The sequence below is a fragment of the Acidovorax sp. LjRoot66 genome, from assembly GCF_964253305.1.
In the GTDB taxonomy this organism is placed as follows: Bacteria; Pseudomonadota; Gammaproteobacteria; order Burkholderiales; family Burkholderiaceae_C; genus Acidovorax.
Genome location: NZ_CAXUQU020000001.1, coordinates 5,282,071 through 5,300,927 on the forward strand (window position 1 = coordinate 5,282,071; position 18,857 = coordinate 5,300,927).

The window sequence follows — 18,857 nt, forward strand, 5'->3', positions numbered from 1 at the left end:
GGAACAGGTCGGCGCACAATGCAGCGGCCACATTGCCCGCCTGCCATGCACCGCATCACCCCCCACCAGCCCCACGCCCTGCACCACACTGCCGCCACGCGCCGCATCGAGCGCGCGGCCGCTGACAGCCTGCCGCCCCACACGCTGATGCAGCGCGCCGGCCAGGCCGTGGCGCAGCTGGCCCAGGCCCTGGCACCCCACGCACGTACGGTGTGGATTGCCTGCGGCGCGGGCAACAACGGCGGCGACGGACTGGAGGCCGCCATGCACCTGCGGCGCAGCGGCCGCCGCGTGGTGGTGACCTGGCTGGGCACGCCCGAGACCGCCCCGCCCGACGCGCGCCAGTCGTGGGAGCGCGCCCTGGCCGCAGACGTGGAATGGGCCGACACTGCCCCCGACACCTTGACAGAGGCAGACCTGTGCATCGATGCCCTGCTCGGCATCGGCATCACCGCACCCACCCACGGCAGCGCAGCGCGCCCACCCAACGAACGCCTGCGGGCCTGCCTGCGGCAGCTGCAGGCCAGCCCCGCCCCGGTACTGTCGGTGGACCTGCCCTCGGGCCTGGATGCGGACACGGGTCAGTTCGGCGCAGGCTTGGCACCCGAAACGCTCCTGCACCATGCCGCCTCACCACGGCATACGCTGAGCCTGCTCACACTCAAGCCCGGGCTGTTCACCGCCGCCGGGCGCGATGCGGCCGGCAGCGTGTGGCTCGACGACCTGGGTGTGGCACCCGGGCACGAACCACCCAATGCCTGGCTCTGCGGCCCGCCACTGCCCGAGCCACGCCAGCACGCCAGCCACAAGGGCAGCCACGGCGACGTGGCCGTGATCGGCGGCGAGGGCCTGTCCCAGCGCGGCATGGGCATGGCCGGTGCGGCCCTGCTGGCAGCCTCGGCCGCACTGCACCAGGGCGCGGGCCGCGTGCTGGTGGCCCCGCTGGATGCCGGCCATCTGGAGGTGGACACGGGCCAGCCGGAGCTGATGCTGCGCCGCTTCGGCGCTCTGGACCTCGCGGCACTCACCGTGGTGTGCGGCTGCGGCGGCGGCGAGGCCGTCGCCAGCGTGCTGCGCGAGGTGATCACGCGCGCCGCACGCCTGGTGCTGGACGCCGACGCCCTGAACGCCATCGCCCTCGATGCCGCACTGCACGCCCTGGTGGTGGCGCGCGGCCAGCACGGCCAGCCCACCGTGCTCACGCCGCACCCCCTGGAGGCCGCCCGCCTGCTCGGCCTGACCACCGCCGAAGTACAGGCCGACCGGCTGAATGCCGCCCAGCAACTGGCCGCACAGTTCAACTGCGTGGCCGTGCTCAAGGGTTCGGGCACGGTGATCAGCGCAGCCGACCGCGTGCCCGCCATCAACCCCACGGGCAATGGCCTGCTGGCCACCGCCGGCACCGGCGACGTGCTCGCCGGCATGGTGGGCGCCCGCCTGGCTGCCGGCGCCAGCGCGCTGCGCGCCGCGAGCGAGGCCGTCTACGCCCATGGCCTGGCTGCGGACCACTGGCCCGAGGGCCTGGCACTGACGGCCAGCGCACTGGCACGGCGGATCGGCCGCTGACCACCACTACGGCACCAGCACCACCTCCTTCAGGGGCTTGAGCACGCTCGACGGCGTCATGCCGAAGGTCTGGCGGAACATGCGACTGAAATGCGCCGAGTCGGAAAACGCGCCATGCAGGGCCGCGTCCGTCAGGCGCGGGCTGGTCGCGAGCCCCGCCATGGCCAGGCGCACCTGCGACCACACCCGGTAGCTGCGCAGGCTGACGCCCATCTCTGCGCGGAACAGGTGGTTGAAGCGCGATGACGACAGCTGCACGCCCGCCGCCAGTCCGTCGCGCAAAAGCCGCTGATCCCCCGGGGTGCGCAGGGCCTGCAGGCTGCGCAGCACGCGCGCATCGAGCGGCGCCGCCGGCGCCCACGGCAGCCGTAGCAGGGCATGCAGGTCGAAGTGGCGCAGGTACCCATCCATGGCGCTGCGCGCGCCTACAGGGATGGCCGCATCCAGGATCACGGGCCCTCGCCGATCGAACTGGCGGCGCAGGCCACGTGCCTCGCGCGAGTCGGGCTCCAGGTACATCAGCGCCACCTGCTCGCCGCAAGGGTCCAGCAGATGCTCCACCCCCGCATCGACCAGCGCGCTGTGGCAGGACTCGACGACGCCAGGCCCCAGGTGCAGCGCAAAGCGGCCCGAGAGGCCCACAAGCAGCACCGGCGCCGCATGGCAATGCCAGCCCGTGGGCGGCAGATCGCCGACATACAGGGCCCGGTCCGGGCCCAATGTCAAGGTGCTGTGCACTGGCATAGCCCAAACATGCAAGTTTTCAAACGGCACTCCCGGTAGCCTTCAACGGCAATCCATCCCACAACGGAGACCTGCTCTTGAAGCGCATCCTCATTTCTACCTCAGCGGCACTGGCACTGGTCACCACCGCGCTCTACTACGGCACCCCCACCCTGTTCAAGCAGCCGCTGCTGGACCTCAATCGCCAGCTCTCGGGCCTCTCGGCCAAGACCGTCCGCATCGCGGGGCACGAGGTGCACTACCTGGACAGCGGCACAACCGAGCCCGGCACTGCACAAGGCCACGACGGCCTGCCCATCATCCTGCTGCATGGCATTTTTGCAGAGAAGGACCACTGGGCAGACTTTGCGCGCCCGATCACCGCCACGCGCCGCGTGATCGCCCCCGACCTGCCAGGCTTTGGCGAAAGCACGCGCGACGAGGCCCAGCCCTACGACTACGCGGCCCACACCAGGCGCCTGCGCGAGCTGATGGATGCCTGGGGCATAGCCAAGGCCCACCTGGCGGGCAACTCGATGGGCGGCACCCTTGCCGCGCTGCTGGCGCTGGAACACCCGGACCGGGTGGCCAGCGTGGCCTTCGTCGGCGCACCGCATGGCCTGCGCTCGCCGCAACCGAGCCGCATGGACCGGCTCATCGACGCCGAGCAGCGCCCGCTGGTAGCGCACGATGCGGCAGCATTCGAGGCCATGATGGCGCTGGTGTTCGAAAAGCGCCCCTTCCTGCCCTACCCCATCCTGCACGCCAGCGGGCAGGACGCGCTGCGCAACGCGGCATCCAACACACGGCTGTGGGACGCGCAGCTCAAGGACCGGTACTTGCTGGAGCAACGGCTGGCGACCGGCCTGCCGCAGCCCACGCTGGCCCTCTGGGGCGAGCAGGACCGGGTGTTCGACATCTCGGGCAGCCAGGCACTGCACACCCTGCTGCCGGGCGCGCGCATCGAGCGCCTGTCCGGCATCGGCCACCTGCCCATGATGGAAGCCCCCGCCGACTCGGCGCAGCGCTACCTTGCCTTCCTGCAACAAGCACAACGGCCAGGCGCCACGGGCCAGCCCCAGGCCGCCGCCCGCCCATGAAAAATGGCGGCCCGCGCCTGCGCGGGCCGCCATGGTCCAGTGACCCAGGAGCGTGCGCGGCAGAAGGCATCGAAGCGAAACGTCCGAAAACCGAGGATCGCTGGGTAGTACCGACAAGCCCAGGGTGGCCCCCTGGGCGCCGGAGGTGATACCCGGCGAGACCGGTTTGTCAGGCGTTGCAGCCGATGCTCCTTCTGCCGCGCACACTCCTAGGTCAGCTGCGGCGCGGCTTGCGGCCCTTGCTGGTCTTGCCGCCGGGCTTGCCGTTGCCGGCCGCCTTCTTCACCGACGCCTTGAGCTCCTGAATGGGCGAGCGCGCAGCGCGCTCGCGCGTGAGCGATGCCATCTCGGTGGCCGAGGGATCGGCGGCCTTCGCCTTGGGCCGGCCACCACTGCTGGAGCGACCACTGCTGCCGCCCTTGCGCGGGCCCTTGCCGGAACCGCCGGGGCCGTCCTGCGACACGCCCTTGTCCTTGAGCGCGCGGCCCACCAGTTCCTCGCCCTCGCGCACCAGGCGGAAGTCGATCTTGCGGCCATCGAGGTCCACACGGCTGACCTGCACACGCACCCGCGCGCCGATGGCGTAGCGGATGCCGGTGCGCTCGCCGCGCAGCTCCTGGCGCGCCTCGTCGAACTTGTAGTACTCGCCACCGAGCTCGGTGATGTGCACCAGGCCTTCGACGTACATGGCGTCCAGCGTCACGAAGATGCCGAAGCTCGTCGCCGCACTGACCACGCCGCTGTACTCCTCGCCCAGATGCTCGCGCATGTACTTGCACTTGAGCCAGGCTTCCACGTCGCGGCTGGCCTCGTCGGCACGGCGCTCGTTGGCGCTGCAGTGCAGGCCTGCGGCCTCCCAGGCCTGGACCTCGCGGCTCGGCGGCTTGACGTCCTTGCGCGGCTTGGTGCCGGGCGCCGCCACGCGGGACGCCAGGCGCTTGGCCAGCTTGGCATGGGCCTCGCCCGGCGTGGGCAGCGAGGGCAGCTTGTACTGCGTCTTGGCCAGGATGGCCTTGATCACGCGGTGCACCAGCAGATCGGGGTAGCGCCGGATGGGGCTGGTGAAGTGGGTATACGCCTCGAACGCCAGGCCGAAGTGGCCGCTGTTGACGGGCGTGTAGATGGCCTGCTGCATGGAGCGCAGCAGCATGGTGTGGATCTGCTGGGCGTCGGGCCGGTCCTTGGTGGCCTCGGCGATGGCCTGGAACTCCGAAGGCTTGGGATCGTCGCCGATGGTCATGCCCACGGCCATGGCCTTGAGGTAGTTGCGCAGGATCTCCTGCTTCTCAGGCGTGGGGCCTTCGTGCACGCGGAACAGGCCGGGCTGGCCGCCCTGGGCGATGAAGTCGGCGCTGCAGACGTTGGCGGCCAGCATGGCCTCCTCGATGAGCTTGTGCGCATCGTTGCGGGTGCGCGGCACAATCTTCTCGATGCGGCCGTTCTCGTCGCAGATGATCTGCGTCTCGGTGGTCTCGAAGTCCACCGCGCCGCGCTGGCGGCGCGCAATCAGCAACGCACGGTACACGTCGTGCAGGTTCAGCAGGTCCGGAATGCGTTCCTTGCGCTTGCTGGCCTCGGGCCCGCGCGTGTTGGCCAGGATGGCTGCCACCTCGGTGTACGTGAAGCGCGCATGGCTGTGCATCACCGCCGGGTAGAACTGGTAGGCATGCACTTCACCCTTGGCGTTGACCAGCATGTCGCAGACCATGCACAGGCGCTCGACATCTGGGTTGAGCGAGCACAGGCCGTTGGAGAGCTTCTCCGGCAGCATGGGGATCACGCGGCGCGGGAAGTAGACGCTGGTGGCGCGGTCGTAGGCATCGATGTCGATGGCGCTGCCGGTCTCCACATAGTTGCTCACATCGGCAATGGCCACCAAAAGGCGCCAGCCCTTGCCACGGCCCACGCGGGCCGGTTCGCAGTACACGGCATCGTCGAAGTCGCGCGCGTCTTCGCCATCGATGGTGACCAGGGGCACGTCGGTCAGGTCCACGCGGCGCTTCTTGTCCTGCGGGCGCACCTTGTCGGGCAGCTCCTTGGCCTGCGCCAGGCACTCGGCCGAGAACTCGTGCGGCACGCCGTACTTGCGCACGGCGATCTCGATCTCCATGCCCGGGTCGTCGACCTCGCCGAGCACTTCGGTGATGCGGCCCACGGGCTGGCCAAACAGGGCCGGCGGCTCGGTGAGTTCGACCACGACCACCTGGCCGGGCTTGGCGGCGCCAGTGGCGCCCTTGGGGATCAGTACGTCCTGGCCATAGCGCTTGTCTTCGGGCGCCACCAGCCACACGCCGCTTTCCTGCAGCAGGCGGCCGATGATGGGCTGGGGCGGGCGTTCGATGATCTCGACCACGCGGCCTTCGGGGCGGCCCCGGCGGTCCTGGCGCACGATGCGCACGCGCACACGGTCCTTGTGCAGAACGGCGCGCATTTCATTGGGGGGGATGTAGATGTCGCCTTCGCCATCGTCACGGATGACGAAACCATGGCCATCACGGTGCCCCTGTACGCTTCCTTCAATTTCGTCCGACAAATGCGCGGACTGCGCGCCGGGGGTGGTTTTCTTGATATACAATCTGAGTCTTTCCTGAAATGCCCAGGTGGCGGAATTGGTAGACGCACTAGTTTCAGGTACTAGCGAGTAACATCGTGGAGGTTCGAGTCCTCTCCTGGGCACCAAGTTTAACGAGAACCAGTGATGGTTTTCAAAATATCGAAGCCGCTGTACCCACAGCGGCTTTTTTATTTGTCGCGCCCGCCCTGCCCCATGGCCGCGACACCCGGCAGAACCAAGGCCCAAGGCGCAGCACACACAGACAGGCAGCACCCATGGGCATGGTTGCCTGCCCCATACCCGCTGACAGCCTGCGGACATGCGGACCGCCGCCATCGAACGATGGCCCGGAAAAAAGTGCTCGCCGCACACAATTTTCAAAAAAGTTGGCAACTTCGCTGGCGACCCCAAAAAACGTTCTATAATTCAAAGCTGATCTGAAAGCCCAGGTGGCGGAATTGGTAGACGCACTAGTTTCAGGTACTAGCGAGTAACATCGTGGAGGTTCGAGTCCTCTCCTGGGCACCAAACAAAGAAAAAGCCGTTGCATCCGCAACGGCTTTTTTGTTTTTGCGGCTGCACTTGCAGCAGCCCCCTCGGCCCATGCGCCCAGGGCCCGCCGCGCGCGCCTACACAACCCACCCCCCCAAAGACAAAGCGCCTTCGCATCCATGCCCAGGGGCATGCACGCAAAGGCGCTTCGAAGGCTGAGCCGGGAATGGGCCCGGGCTTGCCCCTTACTTGCGCAGCAGATTCTTCAGCACGTTCTGCAGGCGGCGCGCCGTGGCGCCATCGCTCGGGCTGGCCAGCACGCGGGCGGCATCCTGGCCCCAGGTCTGCTCGGGCGCAGGGTCGTTGCGGCGCGTGAGCAACTGCAACTGCAGCAGGCGGCGTGCGGAGATGTGCTCGGCCGGGGTAGGCACCTCGGCCGCCATTTCCAGGCGCAGCAGGGCCTCGGCTGCATCGCCCTTGGGCGCGGCAGACAGCGCCTGCGTCCAGGACGTACGCACCGCAGGCGTCACGCGGCCACCCAGGTCCTGCGTGCTCGGCACCTGTGACGCATCGCGCTTTTCCCAGGCCGAGAGCAGCTGCGTGAGCGCCTCGCCATGGGCTTGCGCGGCTAGCTTCTTCAGGGCCATCTGGGCGTGTTCCATGGCATCGCGCTGGGCACGGAAGGCCGTGTCGCCCAGGCGCGGGCCGCGGTCTTCGTAAGCCGGACGTTCGCCGAAGCGGCCACCACGGTCACCACCGCGGTCTGCACCCCGGTCACCAGGACGGCCATCGCGCGGGCCGCCACGGCCTGCATCGCCACGGCCGCCATCGCGGCGCTCACCAGGGCGCGCACCACGGCCGGGGGCTGCGGGTGCATCCTTTTTCATGCCGGGGCGGTCGTCGCCACGCACGGCCACCACGGGGCGGGCAGGCTTGGGCGGCGCCACGGGGGCTGCGGCAGGGGCTGCCGCTTCGCCGTCCGCGCCGGCATCCGCCGCAGGCTCTTCGCCATCACCGAGCACTGCGGCGGCTTCGTCGGCCTGCGCCACCGATGCGGCAGCGCTTTGCTCGCTCTTCTGCGCCGAGGCAGCCGCCTCGGCGGCCTGGGCCTGGCCGCGCAGCGCGGCCTCCAGGGCCTGCACGGCGGCGCGGATCTGCTGCGCATCGCCCGTGGCGTTGGCGGCTTCCAGGGCCTTGGAGGCGTCGAGCACCACGCGGTCGTGCGCGCTCAGCTCGGTCACGGCCTTTTCACGGTCGGCCGACTTGCGGTTGAAGGCTTCGTCGATGGGCTTGCGGAATGCGTCCCACAGCTTCTGCTCGTGCTTGCGATCCAGCGGCACGGTCTGTGCCTCGGCCTGCCAGCGCTGCTGCAGCGACTTGATGGCGTCGATGCGCAGCGCGGGCGCGGCGCCCAGGGCCACGGCCTCGTCAATCATGGCGTGGCGGCGGGCCAGGCTTTCCTTTTGCGCGGCCTCCAGCGGCGCAGCTGCGCCAGCGATGGCCTGCTTCCACAGCGGCTGCAGTTCGGCAAAGATCTTCTCGCCCACGTGGCCACCTTCGCGCCAGCGGTCGCCGAACTGGTACAGGGCGCGGTTGATGGCCTTCCAGTCGCCTGAAGTGGCATGTTCCTGCGTCCAGGCCTTGACCTCCTCGATCAGGGCCAGGCGCTGGGCCTTGTGCTCGGCGGCGTCAGCGCGGATCTTGTCGAGCCAGGCTTCCACGACCTTGTGCGCGGCATTGCAGGCCTCGTCAAATTTCTTCCACAGACCGTGGTTAGGCGCACCGCCTTGATCGGCCTGCTTCCACTGCTCGCGCAGGGCGCGCAGGGTTTCCTGCATCTTGCGGCCACCCAGGGCCTGGCCCTCGGGGCGGTTGAGCAGGGCTTCGGCCTTGGCCACGAGGTCCTCGCGCACCTGGTCGGCGCCCCAGCGCTGCCAGCCTTCGAGTTCGCCTGCGGCCACCAGGGCCGTGTGCACCTGCTGCTCCAGCGCGGCATCGATGTGCTTGCCATGGTTCTTGAGCACGGCGCGCAGCGCGGCAGCGGCGCCGGCACTGGCCTTGCCATGGCCTTCTGCGGTTTCCTTCTCGAGCACCACCAGCGCATCGCGCACGGCCTGCACGGCCTTGTCGCGCACTTCGGGGTCGACCTTGGGCTTGTTCGGTGCGCGGGCGGGCTTGGCGGCGGCGCCTGCCGCAGCAGCCGCTGCGGCGGCCTCGGTGGGCAGGCCACGGGCGGCACGCAGCTCATCGGCCCACACCGGCACGGGTGGCAGCGGGGCATTGGCGTCTTCAGCGGCGGCAGCGGCCTGGGCCACGGCAGGCTGGAAGGCGTCCCACACCACCAGCAACTGGGTGCGCGAGGCATCCAGCAGCGGCGGGAAGCGCGCCTCCACACTGGCCCAGCTGGCGTCGCTGGTCAGCTCCTGGGCCTGCTCTTGCCAGCGGGCGACGTCAGCGCGCAGCAGCTCCAGCGCGCCATGCGCGTCGCGCCAGGGCTTGGTGGAGAGCACTTCGATGCGCTGCGCGAGCAGCACGGCGGCTTCGCGCTGCACCTGCACGCGGTGCTGCAGGTCTTCGATGACCTTCACGCGATCAGCCACCTGCACCTTGAGCAGGGACAGCGGCTCGCGCGACAGCGGTGCGCCGGCCTTGGCCGCGTCGCGCTGCCATGCCAGGGCATCGGCGATATTGAGCTTGGGCGCCGACAGCAACGCCTGGGCCTTCTCGGCCCACTCGGCGGCAATCACTTCCTGGCCCTTGGCGCGGCGGATCTCGTCGAGGCGCTCGCGCACGGCACGGGCAGCGCCCTTGTCGCGGCCACTGAGCTCCTTGAACACTTCCTGCAGCTGCTCTGGCGCTGGCTGCGTGGCCAGCCAGTCGCGGATGCGGGAGGCGCGCTCGCCCGAGGTGGCGGCAGAGAAGGCGCCGCCGGTCAGTGCATCCAGGGGATGCGCCTCTTGGGTTTTGGCCGGGGCCGGATTCACTTCAGGTGCGTCGGACATTTTGCTGCGGGAAAAAAATGGAAACATGGATCCAATGGATTGCGAACGGCCATCCCTGCTCGGGTTGGATGCGCGAGGCCACCAAGGCTCGCGCCAGCCCCGACAGGTACATGGCAGAAAACGGGCTATTTTCACCGGGTTCGTGCAGGCGGGCCACCGGCAGTCCTGGCAAGGAATCCCTCGGGGATATCCTGTCCAGAGCCAACCGGTGTGCGGGCTTCTGCACCCTGCATTGCAGGGTTGCGGTGTCTCCCAGGGGCCTGTGCCCGCTCTGGGAATTGCCCCCATTATCTATATATATGCGCCAAGGGCCCATTCAATGCCTTGAGGCAGTTCAATACAGGCCCATCCGGGCCCGCCTGCGGGCCTGCGGCGCATGCTCCAAGCACCCTTCTTCAGCATGAAGCCACATGTTTGAAAACGTGGGAACCCGACACAAGCGACGACCCAGAAACAAGAAAGCCCGGGGGGCTTTCCGAAGTGGACAGTCTCCCGGGCTTGACGGCTGACACAACGGTCTTTGCCATCGTTTCGCAAGGCGGAGATGAAGGTCCACCGTGCGAGGAGGCAAGGTATTGCCTCCAGGGGGTGCCGTGGAAGTTTCATCTGCTGCACCGCGGCACTGAATGCCCATCGGCGGGAGAGTTCGCTTCGTCTGGCGATGCCTGAAATCAACAGGCAGACGAACCTTACCAAAGTCGGCGGCCGGGCTCAACCCGGTTTTGCAATGGTGCGGTAAAAGCCGATTGAATTTGACACATGCCCGTCACAGGCCTGTGCTCCGCAGGGCCACCCTCTCGGGTGAAAAAAGGCAAAACCCTGTGTTTTCTACCAGATTTTTCATGCTTTTTTAATCTAACGATTTCATTTGTTAGTATTGACTAGGTATTTGGTGACCTCCTAGAATCCGCCAGCCTCAAAAATGGCTAGTAAAAACCCCAACCCGCTGCCGAACCCGGCTAAGTCAACTCACGGCCCTTCTTGCTTTTTGCAGGCCTGAAATTGATGGCGTACCAATCCAGGTGATACGCCTGATCCTGCCAACCACCCCGTGCTGGCAGGGCCTCAGGGAAGCGCCCCAGAAAGGAAGAGCTATGACAGCGTCAGGAAAAATAGTCTCCGGCATGCGAACCTTCGCAGCCGACGTGACCGAAGGTTTTCTTGAAATCACCCACAGCAGCTTCGCCCTCATCGGGCTGACCGTTGCATTCGTCGTTATCGCATTGACCGCCCGGCCCGACCTGCGCCAGGCCGGAGAAGAAAAGCTCATGAACTGGCTGCAGGCGCGCCAGGTCGCCGTGCTGGGCATGCCCATCGAGCCCGAGGCGAGCGAGCGCGCCACGGCCGGCAACCCCAAGGACCTGCCCAAGGAGCAGGCCGCCGTGGCGTTCTGGCTGAGCAAGAAGTACCGCGTGGCCCCCGAACCGCTGAGCGTGCTGGTGGCCGAGGCCTATGAACTCGGCGCCCGCAACAAGCTCGACCCGACCCTGATCCTGGCCATCATGGCCATCGAGTCGAATTTCAACCCCTTTGCGCAAAGCTCCGTGGGTGCCCAGGGCCTGATGCAGGTGATGACCACCGTGCACACCGAGAAGTACCAGAACTTCGGCGGCCACTTCGCGGCCTTCGACCCGGTGACCAACCTGCGCGTGGGCGTGAAGGTGCTGCAGGAATGCATCGCCCGCGCCGGCTCGCTCGAAGGCGGCCTGCGCTACTACGTGGGCGCGGCCAACCTGCCCGACGATGGCGGCTACACCGCCAAGGTGCTGGCCGAGCATTTCCGCCTGCGCCAGGTGGCCGGCGGCCGTGCCATGCCGACCAACCCGCCCGCCACCCTGTCCACACAGGCGCCGGTGCAATCGGTTCCCGCATCGGTCAAGCTGCCGGCGCCTGCTTCGCCGGCCAACAACGGCAGCGACAAGGTCGCCCTGCTCTCCCAGCCCTCCTGAGAACCGCGCTGCTGGAGCAGTACCGCTGCCTGGGATACACTACGCGGGTACGCAACTGGCGATAGGCGCAGCCCCGCAACCGGGCTGCCGCTGACGTGGAAACCGACAAGGGCTTGCCCCTTGTGAACCACTGGGGAGCGTGCCGCACGGGTGTCATGCCCGCCGCGTTCAGCCGTTCGCCTGGGCAGCCCTTGTTTCAAGGGACACAAGTTCATAGGACTGCCATGTACCAACGCAATATTCTTGTCGAACAAGCCGACCCCGAAATCTTTGCCGCCATCACGGCCGAGAACGCCCGGCAAGAGCACCACATCGAGCTGATCGCCAGCGAGAATTACGCCTCCCCCGCCGTGATGTGGGCCCAGGGCACCCAACTGACCAACAAGTACGCCGAAGGCTACCCCGGCAAGCGCTACTACGGTGGCTGCGAGCATGTGGACGTGGCCGAGCAGTTGGCCATCGACCGCGTCAAAAAAATCTTCGGCGCCGATGCCGCCAACGTGCAGCCGCATTGCGGCGCCTCGGCCAACGAGGCCGTGTTCCTGGCCTTCCTCAAGCCCGGCGACACCATCATGGGCATGAGCCTGGCCGAAGGCGGCCACCTGACGCACGGCATGCCGCTGAACATGTCGGGCAAGTGGTTCAACGTGGTCTCCTATGGCCTCGATGCCAACGAAGTGCTGGACTACGACGCCATGGAGAAGAAGGCGCACGAAACCAAGCCCAAGCTCATCATCGCGGGTGCGTCGGCTTACAGCCTGCACATCGACTTTGCACGCTTTGCCAAGGTGGCCAAGGACGTGGGCGCGATCTTCATGGTCGACATGGCCCACTACGCCGGCCTGATCGCTGCGGGCGTGTACCCCAACCCCGTGCCCCATGCCGACGTGGTCACCAGCACCACGCACAAGAGCCTGCGCGGCCCGCGCGGCGGCATCATCCTGATGAAGGCCGAGCACGAGAAGGCCATCAACAGCGCCATCTTCCCCGGCCTGCAAGGCGGCCCGCTGATGCACGTGATCGCGGCCAAGGCCGTGGCCTTCAAGGAAGCGCTGCAGCCCGACTTCAAGACCTACCAGGAACAGGTCATCAAGAACGCCCAGGTCGTGGCCGAAACGCTGACCGCCCGCGGCCTGCGCATCGTCTCCGGCGGCACGCAAAGCCACGTGATGCTGGTCGACCTGCGCGCCAAGGGCATCACCGGCAAGGAAGCCGAGGCCGTGCTGGGCGCCGCCCACATGACCATCAACAAGAACGCCATCCCCAACGACCCTGAAAAGCCGATGGTGACCAGCGGCGTGCGCATCGGCACCCCCGCGATGACCACACGCGGCTTCAAGGAAGAAGAAGCGCGCATCACGGCCCACCTGATCGCCGACGTGCTGGACAACCCGCGCGACGAGGCCAACATCGCCGCCGTGCGCGCCAAGGTCAACGCGCTGACGGCCCGCTTCCCGGTCTACGGCTGATCCGGCCCCGCCATGAAGTGCCCCTTCTGCAGCCACCAGGAAACGCAGGTCGTCGAAACCCGGGTGTCTGAAGAAGGTGACTTCATCCGCCGCAGGCGCCAGTGCGGCGCCTGCGACAAGCGCTTTACCACCTACGAGCGGCCGGAAGTGAACTTTCCGGCCATCGTCAAGAAGGACGGCCGGCGCATCGAGTACGAACGTGGCAAGCTGCTCGGCTCGTTCAACCTGGCGCTGCGCAAGCGCCCGGTGAGCACCACGCAGATCGACAGCGCCATCGAGCGCATCGAGGAAAAGCTGCTCAACCTGGGCCAGCGCGAAGTGCTCTCCAGCCGCATCGGCGAGCTGGTGATGCGCGAGCTCAAGAAGCTCGACAAGATCGCCTACATCCGCTTTGCCAGCGTGTACCGCAGCTTCGAGGACATCGACGACTTCCGCGCCATGGTCGACGAGGTGCGCAAATAGCCCGGACAGGGCGCCAACGCGAGCAGGATTTGCGTAGCTGGCCGACAATGCATTGGTGAAGACCCGCCATTTCCTGCAGCTCGTGCTGCTGTCTGCCCTGTGGGGCGCCTCCTTCCTTTTCATCCGCGTCGCGAGCCCCGTGCTCGGGCCCAATGTCATGGCCGCCTTGCGCATCGGCCTGGCCACGCTCACGCTGATCTTCATCATGCGCGTGGCCGGCGAGCGCTGGCCTTGGCGCCACTGGCGTGAGCTGGTCGGGCTGGGCGCCCTCACGGTGGCTATCCCTTTCCTGCTGTACTCCTGGGCCGCGCTGTACCTGCCCGCGGGCTACAGCTCGCTGCTCAACACCATGGCCGTTCCTTTCAGCGTGATCGCAGCCGCCTGGCTCAAGGAAGACACGCTGAGCGCGCGCAAATGGCTGGGCTGCCTCTGCGGCTTTGCCGGCGTGGCACTCATCGTGCAGCTGGGCCCGGTCACTCCCACACCAGCGCTCATCATTGCCGCCCTGGCCTGCATGACGGCATCGGCCTGCTACGGCGTGTCCACCCCGTGGATGAAGCGCGCCACCACGCGCATGCCCCCACTGGCGATTGCGGCCGGCATCCACGGCACAGCCCTGGTCATGCTGCTGCCCGGCGCGGCCTGGAGCCTGCCCGAGGCGCAGTTCACGCCCACCGCGCTGGCCGCCGTGGCGGTGATGGGCATCGTCACCTCGGGCCTGGCCTACTGGCTCAACCTGCGCGTGCTCAGCCAGGTCTCGCCCGTGGCGGCCATGAGCAGCGCCTTCATGATCCCGCTGTTCGGCGTGGCCTGGGGCCACCTGTTCCTGGGCGAAGCCCTGGGCCCGGGCATGCTCTGGGGCGGCATGCTGGTGCTGGTGGCCACGGGCCTGGTGACCGGGTTCAACCCGCTGCGCTGGCTGGGCGCAGGATCGCGCTCGTAGGAGATCGCCTACAGGCCTGTTCGCCCAGGTCCGGGGCGGCGATGGGCGCAGGCTGCCGACAATGAGGGCATGGACCCTCAGCCTCAGCCTCAGCCGACAGTCGCCACATCCCTTCCCACCCACCGCGCCCCGCTGCAGCCCGAGCAGCCCCCACCCCAGCACACCTGGCAGTTCTTTCGCGCCGGCGGCGTGGACCAGGTCATCATCCAGAGCGGCGCGGACATTGCCCACCTGGCTGAGCTGGACCAGAAGCTCTGGGTGGCCCTGGCCTGCCCCACGCGCGGCATCGAGTGCGACGAGCGCACGCTGGACCTGATCGATACCGACAAGGACGGCCGCATCCGCCCGCCCGAACTGCTGGCCGCATGCGCATGGGCCTGTGCGCAACTGCGCAGCGTGGACGAGCTGGCGCGCCCTGGCGATACGCTCGAGATCGGCGCCATCGACGACCGCACCGAAGAAGGCGCGGCGCTGGCCGCAGAGGCCCGGCGCCTGCTGGCCATGGCTGGCCGGCCCGAGGCCACGGAGATCGCGCTGGCCGACGTGCTCGAACGCAGCAAGCAGTTGAGCGCCCTGCGCTTCAATGGCGACGGCATCATCACCGTGGACACCGCGGGCAAGGACGACAGCGTGGCGCGCGATGCCATCGCGAACATCATCACCACGCACGGCAGCATTCCACCCGCCACCGACAAGCAGTTGCCCGGAATCGACCGCCAACGCGCCGAGGCCTTCTTTGCCGAGCTCGGCCAGCTCAGGGCCTGGGCCGCCCAGGCGCGCGGCGCCACCACCGGCCTGGCCCTGGGCGAGCGCACCCTGGCCGCCACCGAGGCCATGAACGCCGTGGCCGCGAAGGTGGAGGACTTCTTCGCCCGCACCCGCCTGGCGGCCTACGACCCGCGCGCCGCCACGGCACTGAACCCCTCGCTCGATGAGTACAGCGCCATGGCCAGCCAGGACCTGGGCCTGGCCTCGCCGGCCATCACCACCCTGCCCCTGGCCCCCATCACCCCTGGCGGCGCACTGCCCCTCAGGCACGGCGTGAACCCGGCCTGGGCCAAGGCCCTGCGCAACTTCCGCGAGCGCACGGTGGAGCCTCTGCTGGAGCGCAGCAACGCCGAAAGCCTGACGCAGGACGAGTGGCAGCTGATCCAGAAGTCGCTCGCGCCCTGCCAGCAGTGGCTGGCCGACCGCCCCGCCACAAGCCTCGATGCGCTGGACGAAGACGTTCGTGACGCCCTCCTGGCAGGTGATGCCGAGCAGCGCGTGATGGCCCTGGTCGACGAAGACGAGGCCGAACAGGCCCACAACGAGCAGGCGCAGGGGCTGGAGAAGCTCTTGCGCTTCAAGCGCGACCTGCTGGAGCTGCTCAACAATTTCGTCTCGTTCTCGGCCTTCTACCAGCGCCGGGGCGCCATCTTCCAGGCCGGCACCCTGTACCTGGACGCGCGCAGCTGCGACCTGGTGGTGCAGGTGCCCGACGCCGCGCGCCACGCCAAGCTCGCCGGCCTGGCCAAGACCTACCTGGCGTACTGCGACTGCACGCGCAAGGGCCAGAAGATGGGCATCGTCGCGGCATTCACCGCCGGCGACGTGGACTTCCTTTTCGTGGGCCGCAACGGCGTGTTCTACGACCGCGACGGCCACGACTGGGACGCCACCATCACCCGCATCATCGAGAACCCCACGAGCATCCGCCAGGCCTTCTTCTCGCCGTACAAGAAGTTCGTGCGCATGATCGAGGAACAGGTGGCCAAGCGCGCCTCGGCCAGCGATGCGCGCGCGCAGAAGTCACTGGGCACGGCGGCCAGTACCCTGGCCAGCACCGATCTCAAGACCGTGGGCACCAACGCCAGCAGCGTGACCGTGCCCGGCACCCCGCGCCGCACCGACGTCGGCACGGTGGCGGCCATCGGCGTGGCGCTGGGCAGCATCAGCGCGGTGCTGGTGGGCATCTTCGGCAAGTTCGTGGACCTGGGGGTCTGGATACCGCTGGCCCTGATCGGCATCGTGCTGGCGATCTCGGGGCCGAGCATGCTGATTGCCTGGCTCAAGCTGCGCCAGCGCAGCCTGGGGCCCATCCTCGACGCCAGCGGCTGGGCGATCAATGGGCGCATGCGGGTGAACACCCGGTTGGGCGGGTCCTTGTCGCAAGTGGCCAAGGTGCCGGCCAATGCGCGGCGCATGCTCGATGACCCGTTTGCGGAGTCCAAAAGCCCTGTGTGGGTGGGGCTGGGGGTTCTGGTTGCCGTGGTCGTGGTGGGGTTTGTGGCGTGGCGGGCGCATTGGCTGGATCGGTGGGTTCCGCAGGTGACGGTGACGCCGCCCGTCGCTGCACCGGTTGTGCTGCCTGCGCCTGGGGCCAGTGGTGCGGCCCCTGCTGCTGCGGTGGTAGGGCCGGCTGCGTCTGTGGCTGCCCCGGCGCGTTGAGTTCAGGGTTTCTATTCAGCCGTTTGCCTGGGTTGAGGGCGGAGGCCGGGATGTGCGCCCGGCGGCGCACCTACTTTCTTTTTGCGCAAAAAGAAAGTAGGCAAAGAAACGGCGCCCCGCAGTCTGCGTCCCTTCGCTTCGCTGCGGGCAACCTGCGATGCTCGGGCCTGGGGTGGCGTCGCGGAACTCGCTGCGTTCTTCGAACTCCGCTCAAACATCCGCGACGAGCCAGATCACGAAGTGCGTGTGTCCTTCGGCACACGCACCCACCCCAGGCCCTGCGCTTCTCGGCGCAGCCAGAAGGGGTGGGGAGCGGGGTCCGCACGGCTGCTGCTTCGCAGCTGCGCCTTGTGTCGGGAACGCGCGCGGTGCGCGCTGCCGACAATTTGGGCGCGATCGCCCTGTCCAGACCGAGCGCAGCGAGGCAGTTGGGGCCGAGCGAAGCAATGGCCCGTATGGAGCCCGCTCCCACCCCCTTCTGACCGTGCCGAGAAGCGCAGGGCCTGGGGTGAGCGCGTGCCGAAGGACACGCGCATCGTCATCTGGCTCGCCGAAGCTGTCTGACCGCAGCTGCCTCGCAGAGGCAGCGCAGGGAGTTCTTCGGCGTCACCCCAGGACCGAGCATCGCAGGCTGCCCCAATCGCCGCCAGGCGAGTGGGGACACGGGCAGCGGGGTCGTCTTTTCTTGGCCTACCTTCTTTTGACGAAGCAAAAGAAGGTAGGTGCGCCGCCGGGCGCATATCCCGGTTCCCGCCCTAAACCCAGGCACACAGAAACCACAACCAACGAAGCAAGCTCACCCCCGCACAGCCCCCCGGAGCAAATCCGCCACCTTCATCCTCTCCAACCCCGCACTGCTCCAGAACGACCCCAGACTCTCCGCCCGCTCCAGCAACAGCTTTTCCACCAGCGGCTCAGCAGAAGTAGCCAAGGGATCCACCAGCAACAGATACCGCGGCTCCGCCACATCCGCCGCATCCGGGTCGGCCTGGGCGTCGTTGATCTGCCCCACCCAGTCCAGAGACAGCAGGGCATCGAGCACCGGCTCGAGCTGCAGCACGTCTAGGCGCAGCAACTGCGCCAGCTCGCTCGCACGCAGCCCCTTCTGCACATGGCGGCGCGCTAGGTACAGCTCCTGCAGCACCTCCACCGCCAGCTGGAAGGTCCACCCCGCCACGGTACCGCGCCGGGCCACCCCGGCCAGCAGGCTGGGCAGATACGCCGTGACCACCGCACCCAGCAGCACGATGACCCAGGCCACGTAGATCCAGACCAGCAGGATCGGCAAAGTGGCGAAGGCCCCGTACACCACCGAGTAGGTCGGCACGTTGCTCAGATAGATCGCCAGCACCCGCTTGGCCAGCTCGATGCAGATCGACACGAACAGGCCGCCGGCCCAGGCGTGGCGCCATTTCACGGGGGTGTTGGGGACGTAGTGGTACAGCGCCGCCATGCAGCCGGCGAGCACGAAGAACTGGATGGAGTCGAACAGCAGCTGCACGCCGCTGGGCAGTGCCTTCACGAGCCCGCCCGATGCCGACATGACGTACGAGGTGACGGCCAGGCTCACGCCCAGCAGCAGCGGGCCCAGGGTGATCACGGCCCAGTAGATCAGCACGCGCTGGCCAAGGGGGCGCAGGCGGCGCACGCGCCAGATGTCGTTGAGCGTGCGGTCCATGGTGAGGATCAGGGCCAGCGCCGTGGCCAGCAAAATGCTGAAGCCCGCCACGCCCAGGCTGCTGGCCTTGGCGGCAAACTGCGTGAGGTAGCCCAGCACCTGGCGCGAGATGCTGTCAGGCACCAGGCTGTCCACCAGCCAGCGCTGCAGCACGTCCTGCACCTTGCCGAAGATGGGGAACGCGGTGAACACAGCCAGTGCCACCACGAAGAAGGGCACCAGCGCCAGCGTGGTGGTGAAGGTCAGGCTGCTGGCCGTCAGGCCCAGGTGGTCCTCGCGAAAGCGCTCGCGCAGGGTCAGTGCCGTCGTTTTCCAGGGGAAATGCGACAGCTGCGTGATCAGCGCTTCGATGCGCGAGGCTACAGTCTGCAAGGTCAAGGGCATGGCCGATATGATCCTAGGCCCGGCAAGGGGCCACAGGGGGTGTGAAAACGCTGCATCGCAATGAATATGCGGGCAGGCGACATACACCGCGCATTGTGGGCCCAA

Annotated in this window: 12 protein-coding genes, 2 tRNA genes and 1 riboswitch; of the genes, 9 read left to right on the plus strand and 5 right to left on the minus strand. The window is 67.8% G+C overall.

Features of this window, described 5'->3' with window-relative positions; translation table 11 throughout:
* Positions 1-45 precede the first annotated feature (45 nt).
* Complete coding sequence (locus ACSQ3Y_RS24865; RefSeq protein ID WP_436179204.1) at positions 46-1,566, plus strand: NAD(P)H-hydrate dehydratase; 1,521 nt, start codon at positions 46-48, stop codon at positions 1,564-1,566.
* A 6-nt stretch (positions 1,567-1,572) separates the two neighbouring features.
* Here ACSQ3Y_RS24865 and ACSQ3Y_RS24870 read toward each other — a convergent pair whose 3' ends face one another.
* On the minus strand, positions 1,573-2,292 hold the full coding sequence (locus tag ACSQ3Y_RS24870) for a helix-turn-helix domain-containing protein (protein WP_436179205.1): 720 nt from the start codon (positions 2,290-2,292) through the stop codon (positions 1,573-1,575).
* Positions 2,293-2,387: 95 nt separating this feature from the next.
* On the opposite strand from ACSQ3Y_RS24870, the gene ACSQ3Y_RS24875 reads away from it, so the two are divergent.
* The gene (locus ACSQ3Y_RS24875; protein ID WP_436179206.1) at positions 2,388-3,389 is read left to right on the plus strand and encodes an alpha/beta fold hydrolase; all 1,002 of its coding nucleotides are present in this window, start codon (positions 2,388-2,390) and stop codon (positions 3,387-3,389) included.
* A 214-nt stretch (positions 3,390-3,603) separates the two neighbouring features.
* Here ACSQ3Y_RS24875 and rnr read toward each other — a convergent pair whose 3' ends face one another.
* Positions 3,604-5,964, minus strand: coding sequence for a ribonuclease R (gene rnr, locus ACSQ3Y_RS24880; protein ID WP_305746605.1), 2,361 nt, complete (start codon positions 5,962-5,964; stop codon positions 3,604-3,606).
* 19 nt (positions 5,965-5,983) lie between these two features.
* Here rnr and ACSQ3Y_RS24885 point away from each other — a divergent pair.
* Positions 5,984-6,068: transfer RNA gene (locus tag ACSQ3Y_RS24885), tRNA-Leu, on the plus strand.
* 318 nt (positions 6,069-6,386) lie between these two features.
* Positions 6,387-6,471, plus strand: a tRNA-Leu gene (locus ACSQ3Y_RS24890).
* Positions 6,472-6,680: 209 nt separating this feature from the next.
* On the opposite strand, the gene ACSQ3Y_RS24895 is transcribed toward ACSQ3Y_RS24890, so the two are convergent.
* The gene (locus ACSQ3Y_RS24895) at positions 6,681-9,464 is read right to left on the minus strand and encodes a DUF349 domain-containing protein (protein ID WP_436179207.1); all 2,784 of its coding nucleotides are present in this window, start codon (positions 9,462-9,464) and stop codon (positions 6,681-6,683) included.
* Positions 9,421-9,594, minus strand: coding sequence for a hypothetical protein (locus ACSQ3Y_RS24900; RefSeq protein WP_436180204.1), 174 nt, complete (start codon positions 9,592-9,594; stop codon positions 9,421-9,423). Before ACSQ3Y_RS24900 ends, ACSQ3Y_RS24895 begins: the two co-directional genes overlap by 44 nt.
* A gap of 937 nt (positions 9,595-10,531) precedes the next feature.
* On the opposite strand from ACSQ3Y_RS24900, the gene ACSQ3Y_RS24905 reads away from it, so the two are divergent.
* The 5 genes from ACSQ3Y_RS24905 to ACSQ3Y_RS24925 all read left to right on the plus strand — a co-directional run bounded on the left by ACSQ3Y_RS24905 (position 10,532) and on the right by ACSQ3Y_RS24925 (position 16,690).
* Complete coding sequence (locus ACSQ3Y_RS24905) at positions 10,532-11,386, plus strand: transglycosylase SLT domain-containing protein (RefSeq protein ID WP_436179208.1); 855 nt, start codon at positions 10,532-10,534, stop codon at positions 11,384-11,386.
* A 41-nt stretch (positions 11,387-11,427) separates the two neighbouring features.
* Positions 11,428-11,579: riboswitch (ZMP/ZTP riboswitch) on the plus strand.
* A 31-nt stretch (positions 11,580-11,610) separates the two neighbouring features.
* Positions 11,611-12,855: a serine hydroxymethyltransferase gene (gene glyA / locus ACSQ3Y_RS24910; protein ID WP_305747097.1), complete on the plus strand. Its 1,245-nt coding sequence runs from the start codon at positions 11,611-11,613 to the stop codon at positions 12,853-12,855.
* A gap of 12 nt (positions 12,856-12,867) precedes the next feature.
* Positions 12,868-13,317 carry a transcriptional regulator NrdR gene (gene nrdR, locus ACSQ3Y_RS24915; RefSeq protein WP_007856647.1) on the plus strand — a complete coding sequence of 150 codons (450 nt, stop codon included), beginning with the start codon at positions 12,868-12,870 and terminating at the stop codon, positions 13,315-13,317.
* A gap of 55 nt (positions 13,318-13,372) precedes the next feature.
* Positions 13,373-14,260, plus strand: a complete 888-nt coding sequence (locus tag ACSQ3Y_RS24920) for a DMT family transporter (RefSeq protein WP_057269626.1) — start codon at positions 13,373-13,375, stop codon at positions 14,258-14,260.
* A gap of 69 nt (positions 14,261-14,329) precedes the next feature.
* Positions 14,330-16,690 (plus strand): hypothetical protein, encoded by a 2,361-nt coding sequence (locus tag ACSQ3Y_RS24925; protein WP_436179209.1) that lies wholly within the window; start codon positions 14,330-14,332, stop codon positions 16,688-16,690.
* Between the two features lie 796 nt (positions 16,691-17,486).
* On the opposite strand, the gene ACSQ3Y_RS24930 is transcribed toward ACSQ3Y_RS24925, so the two are convergent.
* A complete protein-coding gene (locus ACSQ3Y_RS24930) occupies positions 17,487-18,752 on the minus strand; it encodes a YihY family inner membrane protein (protein ID WP_057205578.1) in 1,266 nt (421 codons plus the stop codon).
* Between the last annotated feature and the right edge of the window lie 105 nt (positions 18,753-18,857).

Bases quoted from the DNA above. Each gene is read 5' to 3' on its own strand.
- ACSQ3Y_RS24865 (WP_436179204.1), top strand. From the start codon at position 46: ATGCACCGCATCACCCCCCACCAGCCCCACGCCCTGCACCACACTGCC.
- ACSQ3Y_RS24895 (WP_436179207.1), bottom strand. From the start codon at position 9,464: ATGTTTCCATTTTTTTCCCGCAGCAAAATGTCCGACGCACCTGAAGTG.
- ACSQ3Y_RS24905 (WP_436179208.1), top strand. From the start codon at position 10,532: ATGACAGCGTCAGGAAAAATAGTCTCCGGCATGCGAACCTTCGCAGCC.
- glyA (WP_305747097.1), top strand. From the start codon at position 11,611: ATGTACCAACGCAATATTCTTGTCGAACAAGCCGACCCCGAAATCTTT.
- nrdR (WP_007856647.1), top strand. From the start codon at position 12,868: ATGAAGTGCCCCTTCTGCAGCCACCAGGAAACGCAGGTCGTCGAAACC.
- ACSQ3Y_RS24925 (WP_436179209.1), top strand. From the start codon at position 14,330: ATGGACCCTCAGCCTCAGCCTCAGCCGACAGTCGCCACATCCCTTCCC.
- ACSQ3Y_RS24930 (WP_057205578.1), bottom strand. From the start codon at position 18,752: ATGCCCTTGACCTTGCAGACTGTAGCCTCGCGCATCGAAGCGCTGATC.